Annotated in this window: 18 protein-coding genes and 1 tRNA gene; 13 read left to right on the top strand and 6 right to left on the bottom strand. The window is 61.0% G+C overall.

Translation table 11 applies throughout. The annotated features are described in order from the left end of the window. Positions 1–102: 102 nt before the first annotated feature. The 8 genes from glpD to glpK all read left to right on the top strand — a co-directional run bounded on the left by glpD (position 103) and on the right by glpK (position 9,286). On the top strand, positions 103–1,629 hold the full coding sequence (glpD, locus tag AB4Z43_RS28240; protein ID WP_019858268.1) for a glycerol-3-phosphate dehydrogenase: 1,527 nt from the start codon (positions 103–105) through the stop codon (positions 1,627–1,629). A 42-nt stretch (positions 1,630–1,671) separates the two neighbouring features. Continuing rightward, positions 1,672–2,751: an ABC transporter ATP-binding protein gene (locus AB4Z43_RS28235; protein ID WP_019858266.1), complete on the top strand. Its 1,080-nt coding sequence runs from the start codon at positions 1,672–1,674 to the stop codon at positions 2,749–2,751. A gap of 10 nt (positions 2,752–2,761) precedes the next feature. Then, positions 2,762–3,826 carry an ABC transporter ATP-binding protein gene (locus AB4Z43_RS28230; protein ID WP_202359900.1) on the top strand — a complete coding sequence of 355 codons (1,065 nt, stop codon included), beginning with the start codon at positions 2,762–2,764 and terminating at the stop codon, positions 3,824–3,826. After that, on the top strand, positions 3,827–4,693 hold the full coding sequence (locus AB4Z43_RS28225; RefSeq protein ID WP_019858264.1) for a carbohydrate ABC transporter permease: 867 nt from the start codon (positions 3,827–3,829) through the stop codon (positions 4,691–4,693). A gap of 37 nt (positions 4,694–4,730) precedes the next feature. After that, positions 4,731–5,612 carry a carbohydrate ABC transporter permease gene (locus tag AB4Z43_RS28220; protein WP_394811856.1) on the top strand — a complete coding sequence of 294 codons (882 nt, stop codon included), beginning with the start codon at positions 4,731–4,733 and terminating at the stop codon, positions 5,610–5,612. A gap of 2 nt (positions 5,613–5,614) precedes the next feature. Beyond that, on the top strand, positions 5,615–5,902 hold the full coding sequence (locus AB4Z43_RS28215) for a DUF2160 domain-containing protein (protein ID WP_064985619.1): 288 nt from the start codon (positions 5,615–5,617) through the stop codon (positions 5,900–5,902). A gap of 79 nt (positions 5,903–5,981) precedes the next feature. Beyond that, the gene (locus AB4Z43_RS28210; protein ID WP_019858260.1) at positions 5,982–7,706 is read left to right on the top strand and encodes an ABC transporter substrate-binding protein; all 1,725 of its coding nucleotides are present in this window, start codon (positions 5,982–5,984) and stop codon (positions 7,704–7,706) included. Positions 7,707–7,795: 89 nt separating this feature from the next. After that, positions 7,796–9,286 carry a glycerol kinase GlpK gene (gene glpK, locus AB4Z43_RS28205; RefSeq protein WP_441939878.1) on the top strand — a complete coding sequence of 497 codons (1,491 nt, stop codon included), beginning with the start codon at positions 7,796–7,798 and terminating at the stop codon, positions 9,284–9,286. 55 nt (positions 9,287–9,341) lie between these two features. Here glpK and AB4Z43_RS28200 read toward each other — a convergent pair whose 3' ends face one another. Next, entirely contained in the window at positions 9,342–9,833 is a 492-nt protein-coding gene (locus AB4Z43_RS28200; RefSeq protein ID WP_202359903.1) for a BA14K family protein, read from the bottom strand. A 302-nt stretch (positions 9,834–10,135) separates the two neighbouring features. Between AB4Z43_RS28200 and AB4Z43_RS28195 the strand changes: the two genes are divergently transcribed. Then, positions 10,136–10,211, top strand: a tRNA-Lys gene (locus tag AB4Z43_RS28195). Positions 10,212–10,246: 35 nt separating this feature from the next. On the opposite strand, the gene AB4Z43_RS28190 is transcribed toward AB4Z43_RS28195, so the two are convergent. Continuing rightward, positions 10,247–11,074 carry a hypothetical protein gene (locus AB4Z43_RS28190; RefSeq protein ID WP_202359904.1) on the bottom strand — a complete coding sequence of 276 codons (828 nt, stop codon included), beginning with the start codon at positions 11,072–11,074 and terminating at the stop codon, positions 10,247–10,249. A 163-nt stretch (positions 11,075–11,237) separates the two neighbouring features. On the opposite strand from AB4Z43_RS28190, the gene AB4Z43_RS28185 reads away from it, so the two are divergent. The 3 genes from AB4Z43_RS28185 (at position 11,238) to AB4Z43_RS28175 (ending at position 13,932) form a co-directional block, all read left to right on the top strand. Then, a complete protein-coding gene (locus AB4Z43_RS28185; RefSeq protein WP_244748164.1) occupies positions 11,238–12,578 on the top strand; it encodes a glycosyltransferase in 1,341 nt (446 codons plus the stop codon). Positions 12,579–12,670: 92 nt separating this feature from the next. Next, positions 12,671–12,973 (top strand): hypothetical protein, encoded by a 303-nt coding sequence (locus AB4Z43_RS28180; RefSeq protein WP_441939876.1) that lies wholly within the window; start codon positions 12,671–12,673, stop codon positions 12,971–12,973. 170 nt (positions 12,974–13,143) lie between these two features. After that, a complete protein-coding gene (locus AB4Z43_RS28175; protein ID WP_441939875.1) occupies positions 13,144–13,932 on the top strand; it encodes an MBL fold metallo-hydrolase RNA specificity domain-containing protein in 789 nt (262 codons plus the stop codon). 262 nt (positions 13,933–14,194) lie between these two features. Here AB4Z43_RS28175 and AB4Z43_RS28170 read toward each other — a convergent pair whose 3' ends face one another. From AB4Z43_RS28170 to AB4Z43_RS28160, 3 genes are read right to left on the bottom strand one after another with little or no spacing between them, the layout of a single operon-like run. Next, positions 14,195–14,800, bottom strand: coding sequence for an amino acid kinase family protein (locus AB4Z43_RS28170; protein WP_236952058.1), 606 nt, complete (start codon positions 14,798–14,800; stop codon positions 14,195–14,197). Then, complete coding sequence (locus AB4Z43_RS28165) at positions 14,793–15,389, bottom strand: cytochrome b/b6 domain-containing protein (protein ID WP_223217732.1); 597 nt, start codon at positions 15,387–15,389, stop codon at positions 14,793–14,795. The genes AB4Z43_RS28170 and AB4Z43_RS28165 overlap by 8 nt, the downstream gene beginning before the upstream one ends. Next, complete coding sequence (locus AB4Z43_RS28160) at positions 15,367–15,645, bottom strand: PepSY domain-containing protein (RefSeq protein WP_019858251.1); 279 nt, start codon at positions 15,643–15,645, stop codon at positions 15,367–15,369. Before AB4Z43_RS28160 ends, AB4Z43_RS28165 begins: the two co-directional genes overlap by 23 nt. Before the next feature lie 260 nt (positions 15,646–15,905). Between AB4Z43_RS28160 and AB4Z43_RS28155 the strand changes: the two genes are divergently transcribed. Then, the gene (locus AB4Z43_RS28155) at positions 15,906–16,403 is read left to right on the top strand and encodes a sulfocyanin-like copper-binding protein (protein ID WP_441939872.1); all 498 of its coding nucleotides are present in this window, start codon (positions 15,906–15,908) and stop codon (positions 16,401–16,403) included. A gap of 330 nt (positions 16,404–16,733) precedes the next feature. Here AB4Z43_RS28155 and AB4Z43_RS28150 read toward each other — a convergent pair whose 3' ends face one another. After that, positions 16,734–17,519: an SGNH hydrolase domain-containing protein gene (locus AB4Z43_RS28150; protein WP_441939870.1), complete on the bottom strand. Its 786-nt coding sequence runs from the start codon at positions 17,517–17,519 to the stop codon at positions 16,734–16,736. Between the last annotated feature and the right edge of the window lie 96 nt (positions 17,520–17,615).

Below are 17,615 nucleotides of genomic sequence, written 5' to 3'. Positions count from 1 at the left end.
TTTGTTATATTTCGTTTGACATTCGTTATGAGTTCGAAATAATTCCGCCACGGTTTCGCAAAAGACCAAAAATGGTGCAATGCGAAATCGTGGAGGAGTTAAGTGGACACGTCTTCAGTCCGGGATATTTTCGTCATAGGTGGCGGTATCAACGGTTGCGGCATAGCCCGCGATGCCGTTGGGCGCGGGTTTTCGGTTTTTCTCGCCGAGATGAACGACCTCGCCAGCGGAACCTCCTCCGGTTCCACCAAGCTGATCCATGGCGGCCTGCGCTATCTCGAATTCTACGAGTTCCGCCTGGTGCGCGAGGCGCTGATGGAGCGCGAGGTTCTGTGGAAGAACGCGCCGCACATCATCTGGCCGATGCGCTTTGTGCTGCCCTATGCCAAGGGGCTGCGCCCGGCCTGGCTGATCAGGCTCGGCCTGTTCCTGTACGACCACATTGGCGGGCGCAAATTGCTGCCGGCGACCAGGACGCTCGACATGGCGAGCGATCCGGCGGGCAAGCCTTTGAAGCCGTTGTTCAAAAAGGCGTTCGAATATTCCGACGGCTGGGTCAACGATGCGCGGCTGGTGGCGCTCAACGCACGCGATGCCGCTGATCGCGGTGCAACGATCCGGACCCGCACGAAGGTGGTCGGCGCGCGTCGCGAAAACGGCCTTTGGACAATCAAGATCGAGAACCTGCAGAGCGGCGAGACGGAAGAGATCAAGGCGCGGCTGCTGGTCAATGCCGCCGGACCGTGGGTCGATCATGTGCTTTCCGGTGTCGTCGGCCTCAACGATGTGCACAATGTCCGCCTGGTGCAGGGCAGCCATATCGTCATCGCCAAGAAGTTCGACGATCCGCGCGCCTATTTCTTCCAGAACAAGGATGGCCGCATCATTTTCGCCATTCCCTACGAGGACGAGTTCACGCTGATCGGCACCACCGACCGGGATTATCCCGGCGATCCGCACGATGTGAAGATCAGCGACACCGAGATCGATTATCTCTGCGCCGCGGCCAGCGAGTATTTCGCGCAACCCGTCAAGCGCTCCGACATCGTCTGGACCTATTCGGCCGTGCGCCCGCTCTATGACGACGGCGCCTCCAAGGCGCAGGAAGCGACGCGCGACTATGTGCTGAAGGCCGATGGCGGCGAGGGTGCAGCTCCGATCGTCAATGCGTTCGGCGGCAAGATCACCACCTACCGCCGGCTGTCGGAATCGATGCTGGAGAAGATCGAAGGTTTTCTCGGCAAGCGCGGCAAGCCGTGGACATCGGACGCGCCGTTGCCGGGCGGCGACTTCCCGGCGACCGGGTTCGACGCGCAAGTGGCGAAGCTTAAGACAGCCTATCCTTTCCTCGATGCGCGTCTCGCCCGCCGACTGACCCGGCTTTACGGGACGCGGGCTCAGCGTCTGCTTGGTCTTGCCAAGTCGAATGCCGAGCTCGGCCGCAATTTCGGCGGCGATCTCTATGAGGCCGAAGTGCGCTATCTCGTTGAAAATGAATGGGCCGTCACATCAGAGGATGTACTGTGGCGCCGCACCAAGCGCGGCCTGCATCTCAACCGCGAGCAGGTGGCGGCACTCGATGAATTCATGCGCGGCATAAGCCGGCGGCATGTCGCGGCCGCCGAATGAAGAGGGTCTTGAGCTGATGCGGAAAGCCTGGGAGGAGGCGTCATGCTTGAACTGAGGAACGTCACCAAGACGGTCGGTGCGGTCGAGCACGTACGCGATGTGTCGCTGACGCTTCAGCATGGCTCGCTCAACGTCCTGCTCGGGCCGACGCTTTCCGGCAAGACCAGCCTGATGCGGCTGATGGCAGGTCTCGATGTGCCGACCTCCGGCTCGGTCTGGTTCGACGGCCACGATGTCACCGGCATGCCGGTGCAGAAGCGCAAGATCGCGATGGTCTACCAGCAGTTCATCAACTATCCGGCGATGACCGTCTATGAGAACATCGCTTCGCCGCTCCGGGTGGCCGGCGGGGAGCAAGGCAAGATCGACAGCCAGGTGCGCGAGGCCGCGGCGCTGCTGAAGCTGACGCCCTATCTCGACCGCACGCCGCTCAGCCTGTCGGGCGGCCAGCAGCAGCGCACCGCGCTGGCGCGCGCCATCGTCAAGAATGCCAGCCTGGTGTTGCTCGACGAGCCGCTCGCCAATCTCGACTACAAATTGCGCGAGGAGTTGCGGGCCGAACTGCCGAGGATCTTCGCCGCCGCCGGCACCATCTTCGTCTACGCCACGACCGAACCGCACGAGGCGCTGCTGCTCGGCGGCAATACGGCAACGCTGTCGGAAGGCCGCATCACGCAGTTCGGACCGACCATCGACGTCTTCCGCAAGCCGGTCGACCTGGTGACGGCCAGGACCTTCGCTGATCCGCCGCTCAACACCATCGTGCTGGCCAAGAAGGGCGTCGACTTCCTGCTCGAAGGCGGGGTGAAGCTGCCGGTGCCGCCCGAACTCGTCGGCATCGCCGACGGCAATTACACGATCGGCTTCCAGCCGCACCATCTGTCGCTCGAACGGCCCAACGCCGGCGCCGTGCCTGTGCGGGCCAAGGTCACCATCACGGAAATCACCGGGTCGGAGAGCTTCATCCATCTCGATTTTGCCGACGTGCGCTGGGTCATGCTGACCCACGGCATCAGGGATTTCGAGACCGACGAAGTGGTCGAGGTGTTTATCGATCCGCGTCACATCATGGTCTTCGACGAGCACGGCCGCGCCGTGACCGCGCCGAAGCTGGCGGCTTGAGGAGAGCGATATGGCGCGCATCGACGTCAACCATGTCAGGCATTCCTACCTGCCGAACCCGCAGAAGGATGCCGATTTCGCGCTCAGGGAAGTGCACCACACATTCGAGGATGGCGGCGCCTATGCGCTGCTCGGTCCATCCGGCTGCGGCAAGACCACGCTGCTCAACATCATTTCGGGCCTGCTGCACCCCTCGCACGGCCAGTTGCTGTTCAACGGCAGGGACGTGACCAATCTGTCGACGCAGGAACGCAACATCGCGCAGGTGTTCCAGTTTCCGGTCATCTACGACACCATGACCGTCTACGACAATCTGGCCTTCCCGCTGCGCAACCGCGGCGTGCCGGAGGCCGATGTCGACCGCAAGGTGCGCGAGACGCTGGAGATGATCGACCTGGCGTCCTGGGCCAAGAAGAAGGCGAGGGGCCTGACTGCCGACCAGAAGCAGAAAATCTCGCTCGGCCGCGGCCTGGTGCGCTCCGACGTCAACGCCATCCTGTTCGACGAGCCATTGACCGTCATCGACCCGCATATGAAGTGGGTGCTGCGCTCGCAATTGAAGCTGCTGCATCGCCGCTTCGGCTATACCATGGTCTACGTCACCCATGACCAGACGGAGGCGCTGACCTTCGCCGACCAGGTCGTGGTCATGTATGATGGCGGCATCGTGCAGATCGGCACGCCGGCGGAACTGTTCGAGCGGCCGCGCCATACCTTTGTCGGCTATTTCATCGGCTCGCCGGGCATGAACGTCATGCCGGTGGCGATCGACGGCAAGACGGCGACGCTCGGCTCGCAGCGGATCGACCTGCCGGGCGCGCCCAAAGCCGCCGGCGCTGTCGAACTCGGCATCCGCCCCGAATATGTGCGGCTTGGCCGCGACGGCATGGCCGTCTCGATCAGCAAGGTCGAGGATCTCGGCCGCCACAAGGTGGTTCGCGCCAAGCTAGAGGGGCGCGACATCGCTGCCGTCATCGGCGAGGACGAGACCGTGCCAGCCGAACCGAAGGTGCGGTTCGATCCGGCCGGCATCAACATCTATGCCGATTCCTGGCGCGTCGAGATGGGGGCATAGATGGACAAGACCTGGAACAACAAGGCCTGGTTCCTCGTGCTGCCGGTGCTGGTGCTGGTGGCATTCACCGCCGTCATCCCGCTGATGACGGTGGTCAACTATTCGGTGCAGGACACGTTCGGCAACAATGTCTTCACCTGGGCCGGCACCGAGTGGTTCGAGGAACTGCTGTCGTCCAGCCGCTTCTGGGAGGCGATGGTCCGCAACCTGATCTTTTCCTTCATCATCCTGGCGATCGAGGTGCCGCTCGGCATCTTCATCGCGCTCAACATGCCGAAGAAGGGCTGGGGCGTGCCGGTCTGCCTTGTGCTGATGTCACTGCCGCTGCTCATTCCGTGGAACGTCGTCGGCACCATCTGGCAGGTGTTCGGACGCAACGACATCGGGCTGATGGGCTATTACCTCAACGCGCTCGGCATCGACTACAATTACGTGCAGGATCCGTTCGATGCCTGGGTGACGATCATCGTCATGGATGTCTGGCACTGGACCAGCCTCGTGGTGCTGCTCTGCTACGCCGGACTGGTCTCGATCCCGGATGCCTTCTACCAGGCGGCCAAGATCGACGGGGCCTCGCGCTGGGCGGTGTTCCGCTACATCCAGCTGCCGAAGATGCAGCGCGTGCTTCTGATCGCCGTGCTGCTGCGCTTCATGGACAGTTTCATGATCTACACCGAACCCTTCGTCGTCACCGGCGGCGGGCCGGGCAACTCGACGACCTTCCTGTCGATCGACCTCGTCAAGACGGCCCTCGGCCAGTTCGACCTTGGTCCGGCAGCGGCCATGTCGCTCGTCTACTTCCTCATCATCCTGTTGTTGTCGTGGGTGTTCTACACCGTGATGACCAACTACGACGCGGAGCGCTGAAATGGCTGGCGCCAATGAACGAACCGAGCGCAATGCGATGAACGGGACTGCCTCGGAAAGTCTCGCCGGTACGCTGTCGCAGAGCGATCTCGACAGGCGCATGCGCCGGCGCGGCGAGGAATCGCGCTGGTGGTGGATCGTGCCGACGCTCTACATCATCGTACTTTTGCTGCCGATCTACTGGCTCATCAATATGAGCTTCAAGACCAATGCCGAGATCGTCAACTCGATGACGCTCTACCCGCACGCGCCGACAATCGCCAACTACGTCACCATCTTCACCGAGAAGGCCTGGTACTCCGGCTACATCAATTCGATCACCTATGTGGTTATGAACATGGTGATTTCGGTATCGGTGGCGCTGCCGGCGGCCTATGCCTTCTCGCGCTACCGCTTCCTTGGCGACAAACATCTGTTCTTCTGGCTGCTGACCAACCGCATGGCGCCGCCGGCGGTGTTCGCACTGCCGTTCTTCCAACTCTACTCGGCCTTCGGGCTGATCGACACGCATATCGCTGTGGCGCTGGCGCATTGCCTGTTCAACGTGCCCTTGGCGGTGTGGATCCTCGAGGGCTTCATGTCGGGCGTGCCGAAGGAAATCGACGAGACCGCCTATATCGACGGCTATTCCTTCCCGCGCTTCTTCGTAAAAATCTTCATGCCGCTGATCGCGAGCGGCATCGGTGTCGCCTGCTTCTTCTGCTTCATGTTCTCGTGGGTCGAATTGCTGATCGCACGCACGCTGACGACCACCGATGCCAAGCCGATCGCCGCCACGATGACGCGCACCGTTTCGGCCGCGGGCATGGACTGGGGCCTGCTCGCCGCCGCCGGCGTCTTGACGCTGATCCCCGGCGCGCTCGTCATCTGGTTCGTGCGAAATTATATCGCCAAGGGCTTTGCCCTGGGGAGGGTGTGATCATGAACCTGGATCTCTCCTGGATGGCGTGGACGTGGCCGACGGCCGCTTTTTTTGGCGTCATCGCCCTGCTGCTGGTTGGCATGGGCGCCTGGGAATACGCCTCGCCGGGCGGCAATCCGCGCGTCGGCGTGCTGCGCTTTGAGACAACGCGCGGCGACCGCTTGTTCCTGTCGCTGCTTGGCAGCGCCTTTATTCATCTCGCTTGGCTGGGTCTCGTTGGATCCAACCTGTGGTGGGCTCTCGCTCTCTCCGTGGTCTACGCCATTGGCGTGTTCCGCTACGTATAGAGGGGGAAACTGTTGGAGCGGCCGCGTGCCGGCGACCGCTCCAGATCGCACTTGAAACCTGAAACAGTGGAGGAAACACATGCGACGGCAATTTTTAACATCAACGACGGCCCTTGTCCTGTTGCTCGGCGCGGGCAATGCCTACGCCGGGATGGATGAGGCAAAAGCCTTTCTGGACAAAGAGATAGGCGGCGTGTCGACGCTTTCCCGCGCCGACCAGGAAAAGCAAATGCAGTGGTTCATCGACGCGGCCAAGCCCTTCGCCGGCATGGAAATCAAAGTCGTGTCGGAAACCTTGACCACCCACCAGTACGAGTCTCAGGTGCTGGCACCGGCCTTTACCGCCATCACCGGCATCAAGGTCACGCATGACGTCATCCAGGAAGGCGACGTCGTCGAGAAGATCCAGACCCAGATGCAGACCGGCCAGAACATCTATGACGGCTGGGTCAACGATTCCGACCTGATCGGCACCCACTGGCGTTACCAGCAGGTGCGCAATTTGACCGACTGGATGGCGGGCGAAGGCAAGGACGTTACCGATCCGATGCTCGACGTCGACGACTTCATCGGCACGAAGTTCACCACCGCGCCGGACAAGAAGCTCTACCAGCTGCCCGACCAGCAGTTCGCGAACCTCTACTGGTTCCGTTACGACTGGTTCAACGACGAGAAGAACAAGGCCGACTTCAAGGCCAAATACGGCTACGATCTCGGCGTGCCGGTCAACTGGTCGGCCTATGAGGACATCGCCGAATTCTTCACTGGCCGCGACGTCAACGGCAAGAAGGTCTATGGCCACATGGACTACGGCAAGAAGGATCCGTCGCTCGGCTGGCGGTTCACCGATGCCTGGCTGTCGATGGCCGGCAATGGCGACAAGGGCCTGCCGAACGGTGTGCCGGTCGACGAATGGGGCATCAAGGTCGATGCGAATTCGCGGCCTGTCGGCTCATGCACCGCGCGCGGCGGCGACACCAATGGACCGGCATCGGTCTATGCCATCCAGAAGTATCTTGATTGGCTGAAAGCCTATGCGCCGCCGGAAGCCCAGGGCATGACCTTCTCCGAATCCGGCCCCGTGCCGTCGCAAGGCAATGTTGCCCAGCAGATCTTCTGGTACACCGCGTTCACCGCCGACATGGTCAAGCCTGGCCTGCCGGTCATGAACGACGACGGCACGCCGAAGTGGCGCATGGCGCCGTCTCCGCACGGCTCCTACTGGAAGGACGGCATGAAGCTCGGCTATCAGGACGTCGGTTCCTGGACGCTGATGAAGTCGACGCCGACCGACCGCGCCAAGGCCGCCTGGCTTTATGCGCAGTTCGTCACCTCGAAGACCGTCGATGTGAAGAAGAGCCAGGTTGGCCTGACCTTCATTCGCGACTCCACCATCCATGACAAGAGCTTCACCGAACGTGCGCCGAAGCTCGGCGGTCTGATCGAGTTCTATCGCTCGCCGGCCCGTGTGCAGTGGACGCCGACCGGTACCAACGTGCCGGACTATCCGAAGCTGGCGCAGCTCTGGTGGCAGAACATCGGTGACGCCTCGTCTGGTGCCAAGACACCGCAGGAAGCCATGGATTCGCTCTGCGCCGATCAGGAAAAAGTCATGGCACGTATCGAGAAATCCGGTGTCCAGGGCGACATCGGACCGAAGATGGCCGAAGAGCACGACCTTGCCTACTGGAACGCCGACGCGGTCAAGGGCGGCAATCTGGCGCCTCAGCTGAAGCTCGAGAAGGAGAAGGACAAGCCGATCACCATCAACTACGACGAACTGGTGAAGAGCTGGCAGAAGTAAGACTGCCCTATGCGGGCGCTCGCGCCCGTGTGAAATTGGGGGAGGCGGCATGTTGCCGTCTCCCCTGTTTTGTGAAGGCGGAGGATGCAATGAGCGGTTTTGTGCTCGCAATCGACCAGGGAACGACATCGACCCGGGCGATCCTGTTCGACGACAAGATGAAGGTTGCAGGCACAGGCCAGCAGGAATTCGGCCAGCACTATCCGGCCTCCGGCTGGGTCGAGCACGACCCGGAAGAGATCTGGGCAAGCGTCGTGACGACCGTGAAGGCTGCGCTGAAGAATGCTGGCCGCGAAGCATCCGATGTCGCGGCCATCGGCATCACCAACCAGCGTGAGACCGTCGTCATCTGGGACAGGGCGACCGGGAAGCCGATCCACAACGCCATCGTCTGGCAGGACCGCCGCACCGCGCCGCTCTGCCAGAAACTGAAGAAGCAGGGACTGGAGAAGAAGTTCACGCACAAGACCGGTCTGCTGCTCGATCCTTATTTCTCGGGCACCAAGATCGCCTGGATGCTCGACAAGGTGAAGGGCGCCAGGAAACGCGCAGAGAAAGGCGAATTGCTGGCCGGTACCATCGACAGTTTTCTGATCTGGCGGCTGACCGGCGGCAAGGTCCACGCCACCGACGCCACCAACGCCTCGCGCACGCTGGTCTACAACATCGCGGAAAATGCCTGGGACGACGAGCTTTTGGCCATTCTCAACATTCCAGTGAAAATGCTGCCGGAGGTCAAGGACTGCGCCGATGACTATGGAGTGACCGAGAAAAATCTGTTTGGCGCCGAGATAAGGATCCTCGGCGTTGCCGGCGATCAGCACGCCGCGACCATCGGCCAGGCCTGCTTCGAGCCGGGCATGATGAAATCCACCTATGGCACCGGCTGCTTCGCGCTGCTCAACACCGGGGGCGATCTGGTGCGTTCGAAGAACCGGCTCTTGACTACCATCGCCTATCGGCTGAACGGCAAGACCACCTATGCGCTGGAGGGCTCGATCTTCATCGCCGGCGCTGCCGTGCAATGGTTGCGCGACGGCATCAAGGTGATCGGCAAGGCCGAGCAAAGCGGCAAACTGGCTGATGAAGCCGACCCGACGCAAAACGTCTATCTGGTGCCGGCCTTTGTCGGTCTCGGCGCGCCGCATTGGGACGCCGAGGCGCGCGGCGCGATTTTCGGGCTGACCCGCAATTCCGGGCCTGCGGAGTTCGCGCGCGCCGCCCTGGAGGCCGTCGCCTATCAGACCCGCGACCTGCTCGACGCCATGCGCAAGGACTGGAAGGGCACTTCTGCCAAAACGGTGCTCAGGGTCGATGGCGGCATGGTCGCGTCGGACTGGACCATGCAGCGGCTGGCCGACATACTCGACGCGCCGGTCGACCGCCCGACCATCCTCGAGACGACCGCGCTGGGCGCAGCCTGGCTTGCCGGCTCGAAGGCTGGTGTCTGGCCCAAGGCGAAGGAATTCGCCAAGAGCTGGGCGCTCGAGCGGCGGTTCAAGCCGGAGATGGATATCGCTACACGATCCGCCAAGCTGGCAGGCTGGCGCGATGCTGTGCGCAGGACGCTGAGCGCATAAGAAAGACCCGCGCCGTTTCCGACGCGGGCCTTGTCTTAGCTACCGATACCTGGGGTCAGTAAGGCGAACGGCACTCCTGGCGCGGTCCGTAGTTCGGCTGGAATGTGTTGTCCGAAGCGCGATAGCTGCGATAGCGGTCGTAGCACCACTGCACATGCGCATTGCCTTCGTGGACCCGGTTGTTCTCGCTGTTGACGATCGCACCCGTAATCAGCGCGCCCGTCGCGAAGGCCGCCAGCGGGAACCAGTTGTCGCCATGGCGACGATAGCCGCGATGGTACTCACGATAGCCGCGATGACCGTTCCAGTAGGCGCCGCCGTCATTGTTTCGGGCAAAGTTGCGACGGACGCCGAAGTTGCGGTCGCCATAGCGCTTGTGACGCCATTGGAAATTCCGATCCCCGTTGCGGGCTTCAACGTTCAGGATATTGGATGAGGCCTCCGGTGCCTGCGGCACGAACATCTGAGCGGCATTGGCCGGGATCGCGGCCGCTACAAACGAAACGGACAAAGTGGCCGCCAGCATACCCGATATGATCTTGTTCATGATCTTCTCCTTGAAGGGTGGTTGACGTCCCTTGTGGCGAGACAACGGGCAGTATGGGGTAAGGTTCCTCGCTAAATCCCAAGTTGCTGATTTGTAATGTTTCTCCGGCCTGCCAGCTGAGCTGAAAAGAGGTGATGCCGTCGCTTTGCCAGGGGCGTTGTGCCGTTGATCGAAGCAGGCAAGGCGCCACAGTGGGAATGCTTGCGAGGTCTGGCTTGCGGATGCTCTTTTTCCGGTTGACCGGTCGAGGCACTCTCCCTATGTTCCGCGCAATTTCGAGGGCCGCCCTTTCGCGCCCGCGGGAGCGCGTAGCTCAGCCGGTAGAGCAACTGACTTTTAATCAGTAGGTCATGGGTTCGAATCCCATCGCGCTCACCATTGTTTCAAGCACAGGCAATCGTCGAGACCCTTGGCTAGGCCCGGGAAGGCAGACGCTGGACTTTCCGCGGCGCGTGAGTTCGGTCGCCTTCCGACATCAGTCGCTGCGCGACCGGCTGTACATTTTCCTCGTAGGTGATGCATCTGTCGTAGACTTTGTTCGCCACCCGCTCTTTGCCGATGCGCTCCCAGTCCGGCGTCCACGGCGCATCCCAGTCAAAGTGCTGCGAGATGAGAAGTTCCCGGTCGAAGCCCTGCGGGTCCCGATCCAGAATCTGGCGGGCTTCATCCGCCAATGGCGTGTAGGCTTTGACCGCAGCCATCTTTCTGGCGCGCGCAGCCGAATCCAGTTGGATTTCCACCTCGACAGCCCCTGGCACATTGGGAACCGCGGCGGAACAAAGCTGCTTGCGAGCCGGCCTTTGCAGCAGCCGGTTGATGGCATTGCCGAATGCATAGGCCAGATCGTGCATTGGATTGTAGCCATCGACGGCGTCCGAGACGATCTGCACGTCCTTCATATCAGACAGATCGGCATGGATCCTCGCCAGCACATCGGCAAAGAAGCCGCTGTCTCCAGCCAACAGCGCCTTGTACCAGACGGCATCAGGCATATCGCCGAACATCGCGCCGGCGGTTGCACCGGCAGCTTCCACGAGGTCGCGTGAATATTGGGTTCTGGCAGAATGGCGTCCGCCCGAACCATCCGTCAAAAGGTAGATTCGCGGTTTGCTCAGCTCAATCCAATGATGAATCCTAAGCTCATGCCCTGGATGCGCAAGGATCAGCACATGTTGTAATTTTTCGGGCAAACAACGGCTCCAATCCAGGCTTTGGCATATATCTGTGTTTTTCAATTGCATCCAAGGCGATCGGCCGTCAAAGGCTTCCCAACACTGGAGCAGGCGCCGAGGCAAATTTTGTACAAACTTGTCTGGTCGATGCCTTCAAACTAAGAACGCTGCCTAGCATCTGTTGTCCCTCGCCGCCAATGTGGTGGGTTGCGAAACAGACCGGAGGCGGCATTTGCGGGTTCTCATCACCAATCTGTTCGTATCGCATAACAGCGGCACCGAAGTGGTTGTCGAATTGCTGGCCGACGGGCTTCGCGGCGCCGGTCATCAAACCATGGTGCTGGCGCCAACACTTGGCGACATGGCCGACAGAATGCGCAGACGGGGACACCATGTGGCGGACCGGATTGCCGAGATTGTCGAAAAGCCCGACATCATCCATGGCCAGCATTTGACGCCTTGCCTGACGGCGCTGGCGCGGTTTCCCGACGTGCCTGCCGTGTTTTCCTGTCATAGCGCTTTCTTTGAGATCGAAGCTCCCATGCTTCATCCGCAGATACGCCGCTGGATCGCGGTCGACGAAGCGTGCAAGGCCAAGTGCCTGTCGCGTGGTGTACCGGCTGACAGGTTGGACCTCATCTACAACGCAGTCGACCTTCACCGTTTCAAGCCGCGCCTGCCGCTACCTTCCAGGCCCGCCAGAGCGCTGCTGCTGACCAAGAATTTCGAACACCAGCAGGCGGTGCGTGAGGCCTGCTCGAAGAGCAATATCGCGTTGGATGAGGTGGGTCCGGCTACCGAACGCTTTTCCCATCAGCTCGAAAAGGATTTGCCTGAATACGACATCGTCTTTGCAACCGCCCGTATGGCCCTTGAAGCGGCCGCGGTGGGCTGTTCGGTCGTCGTCTGCGACGCGCGTGGCTTCGCCGGCCTGCTCGATACAGCGAACATGGAGGCATGGCGGCGCATGAACCTCGGCGTTGGTCTTCTGACGAGGCCGACCACCGTCGAGAACCTGATGGAGGCGATCTCGCGGTTCGATGCCGGCGATGCCGCGAAGGTTTGTGCCTATTTCCGTGAAGTGGCTGATGTCTCGCACTTCGTTCAAGAGCATCTCAAGGCCTACAATCAGGCCATACAGGCGCAGACGAATACGACTGCCGACGAGCGGTCGCTGGCAACCGCGCGCTGGATAGAGGAAATCGGCGTTTCGGTTGCGCCCCGCAGATGGGCCCACATTGTGAAAGAGGTTCATGGATGGCAGGTCTCGCCAGACCAGACCGCGCTTGTGGAATTGCTGCAATCAAACACAAAAACGCTGGAGAGCAATGTCGCGTCGTTGGTAGAGCTTGGCGAGCAGGTCAAAGCCATCGGACCCGAAATCGCAAAACCGATCCTTGATGCCTCCGCTTCGCTCGACAGGGTGGCCCAGGACAGCCAGGCCAGATTGCATCGAATTGACGACGAGTTGTCGCGCCTTTCGAATTTCGTCAATGAGATCAAACGGCTCTACAACGGCATGATCCCGCTTTTCATCAGAAGAATGTTTCTCAGGGTTCGCAGGCGAGGGTGACTGCGTCCGAGCGCGTTCGCGGCTGTTCCAGACACCGCGCCGCAACCCGGAACAAATCAGGCTGAAGAACCTTTCCAAATAGCTGCGAGACCTTGGCGGACCGCATTCGCAACGCACAGCGCGGCCGGCCGCCGGTTGAACCGATCTACACCCTGCAGGATGCGGCCGCATGCATGACTTTGTTTCGCGCCCTGGAATACGGCGCATGGACCACCGTCGCCGATGGCCTTCGCGCCCGCTTCTGGAACGCGGGCCATCTGCTTGGTTCGGCATCGGTGGAGCTTGAGATCGACCGACGCGATGCCCCGTTGCGCATCATGTTTTCGGGCGACATCGGCCCAGGCCACAAGCTGCTTCAAACCGAACCGAGGGGCCCGCCGGCGTCGACTATCTGATCTGCGAATCGACCTACGGTGACCGCGACCGCCCGGACGTTTCGCCAGAAGAGCGGCGAACCCAACTCGGCGACATCGTTCGTGGCGCCGCAGAGGCCGGCGGGCCCCTTATCATTCCGTCCTTCGCTGTCGAAAGGACGCAAGAACTGCTGGTCGATCTGTATTTGCTTATGCAAGCAGGGCAGGTGCCGTCAGCGCCGGTCTTCGTCGACTCGCCGCTGGCAACACGCGCCAGCGCGATTTTCGAGCGACATGCCAAGGAGATCGAACAGGGCGATGTGCTGCGCCAAGCGCTCAACTCGAAGGAATTGCGCTTTACCGAGACGGTGGAGCAGAGCAAGGCGATCAACCGCCTGAGCGGCTTCTTCGTGGTGATCGCCGCCAGCGGCATGTGCGACGCGGGACGTATTCGCCATCATCTCAAGGCCAATCTCTGGCGCCGGAACGCCACGGTCATGATGGCCGGATATCAGGCCCAGGGGTCGCTCGGCAGGATTCTGCTTGATGGTGCGCAACGCGTGCGCATCCAGGGTGAGGAAGTCGACGTCAAGGCGCGGATCAGCCTGTTCGAGCTCTATTCCGGCCACGCCGACGCCAGCGAGCTGGTCGCCTGGCTCAAGGCCCGAACGCCGGTGAGGCAGCGGGTGTTTCTGACGCATGGGGAGGACGCTGGTCTCGGCGGCCTGCGTGGAAGGCTTGCAGGACTTATACCCCACGACAAGATCATCATCCCAAGGCTGGACGATGCCTTCCAATTGACCCCCAGTGGCAGTTTGGTGGTCGAGCTCAACGAGCCACGCCGTCTGAAGTCGGAGAAGATTGCCCACCTCGATTGGCACAACGACCTTGCAAGGCTTCTCCTTGACGTAAATCAGGCGGTGAGCGCTGCGGCCGACGAGAGGGGCCGCGCAGCGATTATCAGGCGCATGCGTAGGGCGCTCGAGAACAAGGACGCATAAGGTGGAAGGCCGGCAATTGATTCAGGGCAAGAAGGGCGCGAGAAAGCCTGCCTGTCAACGGACAGCATATCGACTGCGTTTTGATCCGCGGGTTGATCGAAGCTGCGATCGTGGTGCCGAGCGCTATGAACCCTCAGCTATTGGCGTTCGTCATGGCGAGCAATTTTGTCTTCAGCCAAGAACCGGATTGCCGGAGAGGGAGAAAGAACCATGGCAGGGCATCAGGGCTCAGGTTGATGGGATCGCTATTCTCGACTGGCCTCTAATTTTGCTCGCGCCGAGCAGATTGGCCGGTGATGGTGGTTCCCAGATAGGTGGGCGTGTCCCGCTGGGATATCTCTCCTACCGACCGGCGAACCAGGTGCCCCTTCTCACCTCTGACAATTTCAATGGCGTCATTGAGCTTGCCGGTTGCGGCAGGTTTGCCTGTCGCTTCAATGAACTCGATTGCTGCGCTGTCCTTCGGTCCCATGGAGCCAGCCGGAAAATTCTTCCCCGATAGCTCCTTCGGGCCTACGCGCCGCGGCGGGCGATCAGTCGCCGTTCCGTAATCGATATAGACGCCTTCGACATCCGTCAGCATAAGCAGCGTGTCTGCCTTCAACGCGCGAGCGAGAAGCGAGCTTGCCAGATCCTTGTCGATGGCGGCTTCCACGCCGGAAAGACTGCCGTCGTGCCGGGCTATCACCGGGACCCCGCCACCGCCGGTGCAGATGACGATCACGCCGCGTTCTGCTCTTATCTTGTCCGCTCCGCCCTTGTCGCATCGTGCTTCCAGGACCATGTCGAACAGGGAGCGACCAACTTGCGCCTCCGAAATCGTCCAGGGCGCAAATCGGATTTGGTCGGTTAATAGGTCGTCAGGCAATGTCCGCCGGCTCGGCCTTGCGTTTTCGCCCCGTGATCATGGCGAGTACCAGATTTTCGCGATGACGAAAGCTTGCCAGCGCGACGCCGCCAATATGGAAAAGGACCAGCACAAGTAAGCCGTGCGCGCTCAGGCTGTGCGCCGTTTCGACCCACGAGACGCCGAAATACGCGTCCGTCGTCATCAGCCAACCGGTCAATGCGGTTGACCCCATCGCCGCGATCAGCGCGACCACCATTGCGCCGCCGGCTGGGTTGTGGCCGATGTACCGGGCTTCGCGGCCGCTCAGTATTGCCGAGAGATAACGCAGCACCGTCGCCGGGTCGCGCACGAATTGCGAGAAGCGCGCATAGGGCGTGCCCAGAACACCCCATAAGAGCCGCATTGCGACCAGCGCCGCAGCGGTGTAGCCGGCCCAATGGTGAACGTCCTCCGAAGAATGGGAGGTGAGCCAGGCCGTGATGAAGCTGAGCACCAGCGCCCAGTGAAAGCCCCGCACGACCCGGTCCCAGACGCGCACCATCTCCAGCGATGGTTGCGCGTCCGCCGCTCTTGAAGCGTTGCGATCAGTTTTCGCCGGCTTCGGCATTGTCGAGCTTTTCAAGGGTCTCGGCATTGTAGGCCAGATTCACTTTCTTGCCGGCCTTGTCGACTGCGTAGACTTCGTAGCAACCCTTCTCGACCTTGATCTGGCGGACGGTAAGACCTTCGCCGGTCAATTGCGCCTCGAGCGTTGCCTTGGGCTTGAACTGTGATTTCGAGGCGGTGCTGCAGCTGCCGCCAGCAGCGAGCGCCGGTCCTGCAATGATGCCGGCGAGCGCGGCGAGGACGAGGGTGCGATACATGATGGCTCCATTCGAGAGGTTGGGCGCGGATGTTGCGCCTTGAGGGGTGGATTTCGACCGATTCGGTCAGACGGCGGTATCACCGTCATTGGTGCGGGATAGCCAATTCAACCTGACAACTGGCTGACAGCGGCATAGGCACCGCCGATCGGGCTCACCGCCGGTCGGTTTGATCTGGCGCAAGGACCGCGGGTGGCGCCGCGAGCAGGATGATGGCTCGGATACAGAGCGCTTCTGCTGCTATCCCAAGGAGAAAAGTCATGAAAGCCATATCGAGGAGAGCTACGATCGGGCTTGCGGCCGCAATGCTTATGATCGGCAGCGTCGACGCGACCCGGGCTGCTTCGATTGTCCAGGTCTCGCTGTGGGACAAGGGGGCAAGCGTGGAAATGCCCATGGGGCTCGCCTATGCCACGCCCGGGATCGATCTCTCCAAGGCCACGATGGGTATCAAGGCTTCCCCTGGAGCGGCGAAGGCCGGGGAGGTCACATTCAGTGTGAAGAATGATTCCAAGGACACCGTTCACGAAATGATCGTCATGTACCTTGCTGATCCCAGCAAGCCGCTTCCCTACCTTGATGCCGAGAACCGCGTCGACGAAGATAGGGCCGGCGACAAGGGCGAAGTTTCGGAGCTTGATCCCGGAAAATCAGGCACATTGACGGTCGAATTGAAGGCTGGAAAATACCTGCTTATCTGCAACGTGCCAGGTCACTATGGAGCCGGCATGTGGGCCGAATTCACTGTCGAGCCATAGATGCTGAACCAGGCAGCCGCCCGGCCGGAACCTGCGACTGCCGCAGTTTTCGAAAGCCTGCCGGGATCGCCGGCCTTGTGGGTTTGGCCGCGCCACGGCGGAATAGGCTGGGCAGTCACGGGATTTGTTTTTCCGGCGCAATATGGAACACGTCATGAGAGCGATGGTGCTCGAAAACATCGGCGTGTCATTGAAGCTGGTCGACAGGCCCGATCCCATGGCTGGACCCGGTGAGACGCTGGCTTTCTCGACGGTCCGGGCTTTCCCGAAAATGTTGGCGGGCAGGTTGAAAAATTCTCACCATGGGCGCCAAGCCGGCCGGCACGTGGTTCACATCCTAACGCGTGCTGTTTGGTCTTTAGAGATTGTGGACTCGATCTCTGACACGAAGTCCTCCACCAGAAGCGAATTGGCATAGGCCGTGACATGATCGCCGTCGAAGAACAACGGGTGTCCGTTCCTGAATGCCGAACATGTAACTTGCGGGCAGAGCGTAGGCAAAGGGTCCCAGACGTGAATGTTCGGCAGAGCCGCTGATATCTCAGCGTAGCCCTTCAAAATTGGTGATCGAAGATTTTCTATCAGCTTTCGATCGATGTCGAATCCGTTGGCACAGGACGGATTCATTGAATTGAACCAATCACTGCATCGAAAGGCCGGGGCCCTGAAGATTGGCTTTGGGCCCTCGAAAACAATCGACAGTCCCGCCTTGGAGAGGGGGGTAAGTTGATCGATAGCGTTCTTGACGGCTTGTTCCGTCTGCTGCTCGCTGCTCTGCAGGCTGCTGTCGGGGCCAGCAGCCCATTGAAGGCTAAGTCGGGTCAGCCGGAGCGAGGGCAGGAACAGCAGGTCGCGAGGCTTGGCAATCTTGGCTATGTAGGCTGCACTGGCAGCCGTGGCATGAGCGCACGTCGGCTCAGTGTCGTGGCGAAGATCCAAGCTGACAAACGGGCAACCAGCGGTCGACACCACCACTGTTCGGATACCGGTTTCGAGCGTGAAGCGCTTCAGGAGAGGAATGTAGGCTCCCGCGTGAGAGTCGCCCAGCACGAACAAGGTCTCGCTACGCCCTTCGCCCGGGCACCCGCCTTTGGTGAAGAACTGCGCTTCTTCCACAGTTTCCGTGACGACGGCGCAACCAGGAGACTGGGGAGAGGTGTCTGGTGAGGTCGCGTACCATTCGCCTCTATTCCTCATGACCGCTCAAGGCGA

Origin of the sequence: Mesorhizobium sp. 2RAF45 (genome assembly GCF_052115225.1) — a bacterium.
In the GTDB taxonomy this organism is placed as follows: Bacteria; Pseudomonadota; Alphaproteobacteria; order Rhizobiales; family Rhizobiaceae; genus Mesorhizobium; species Mesorhizobium jarvisii.
Note: the sequence above shows the minus strand (reverse complement) of the source record. Positions and strands in the feature narration are given on the sequence as shown.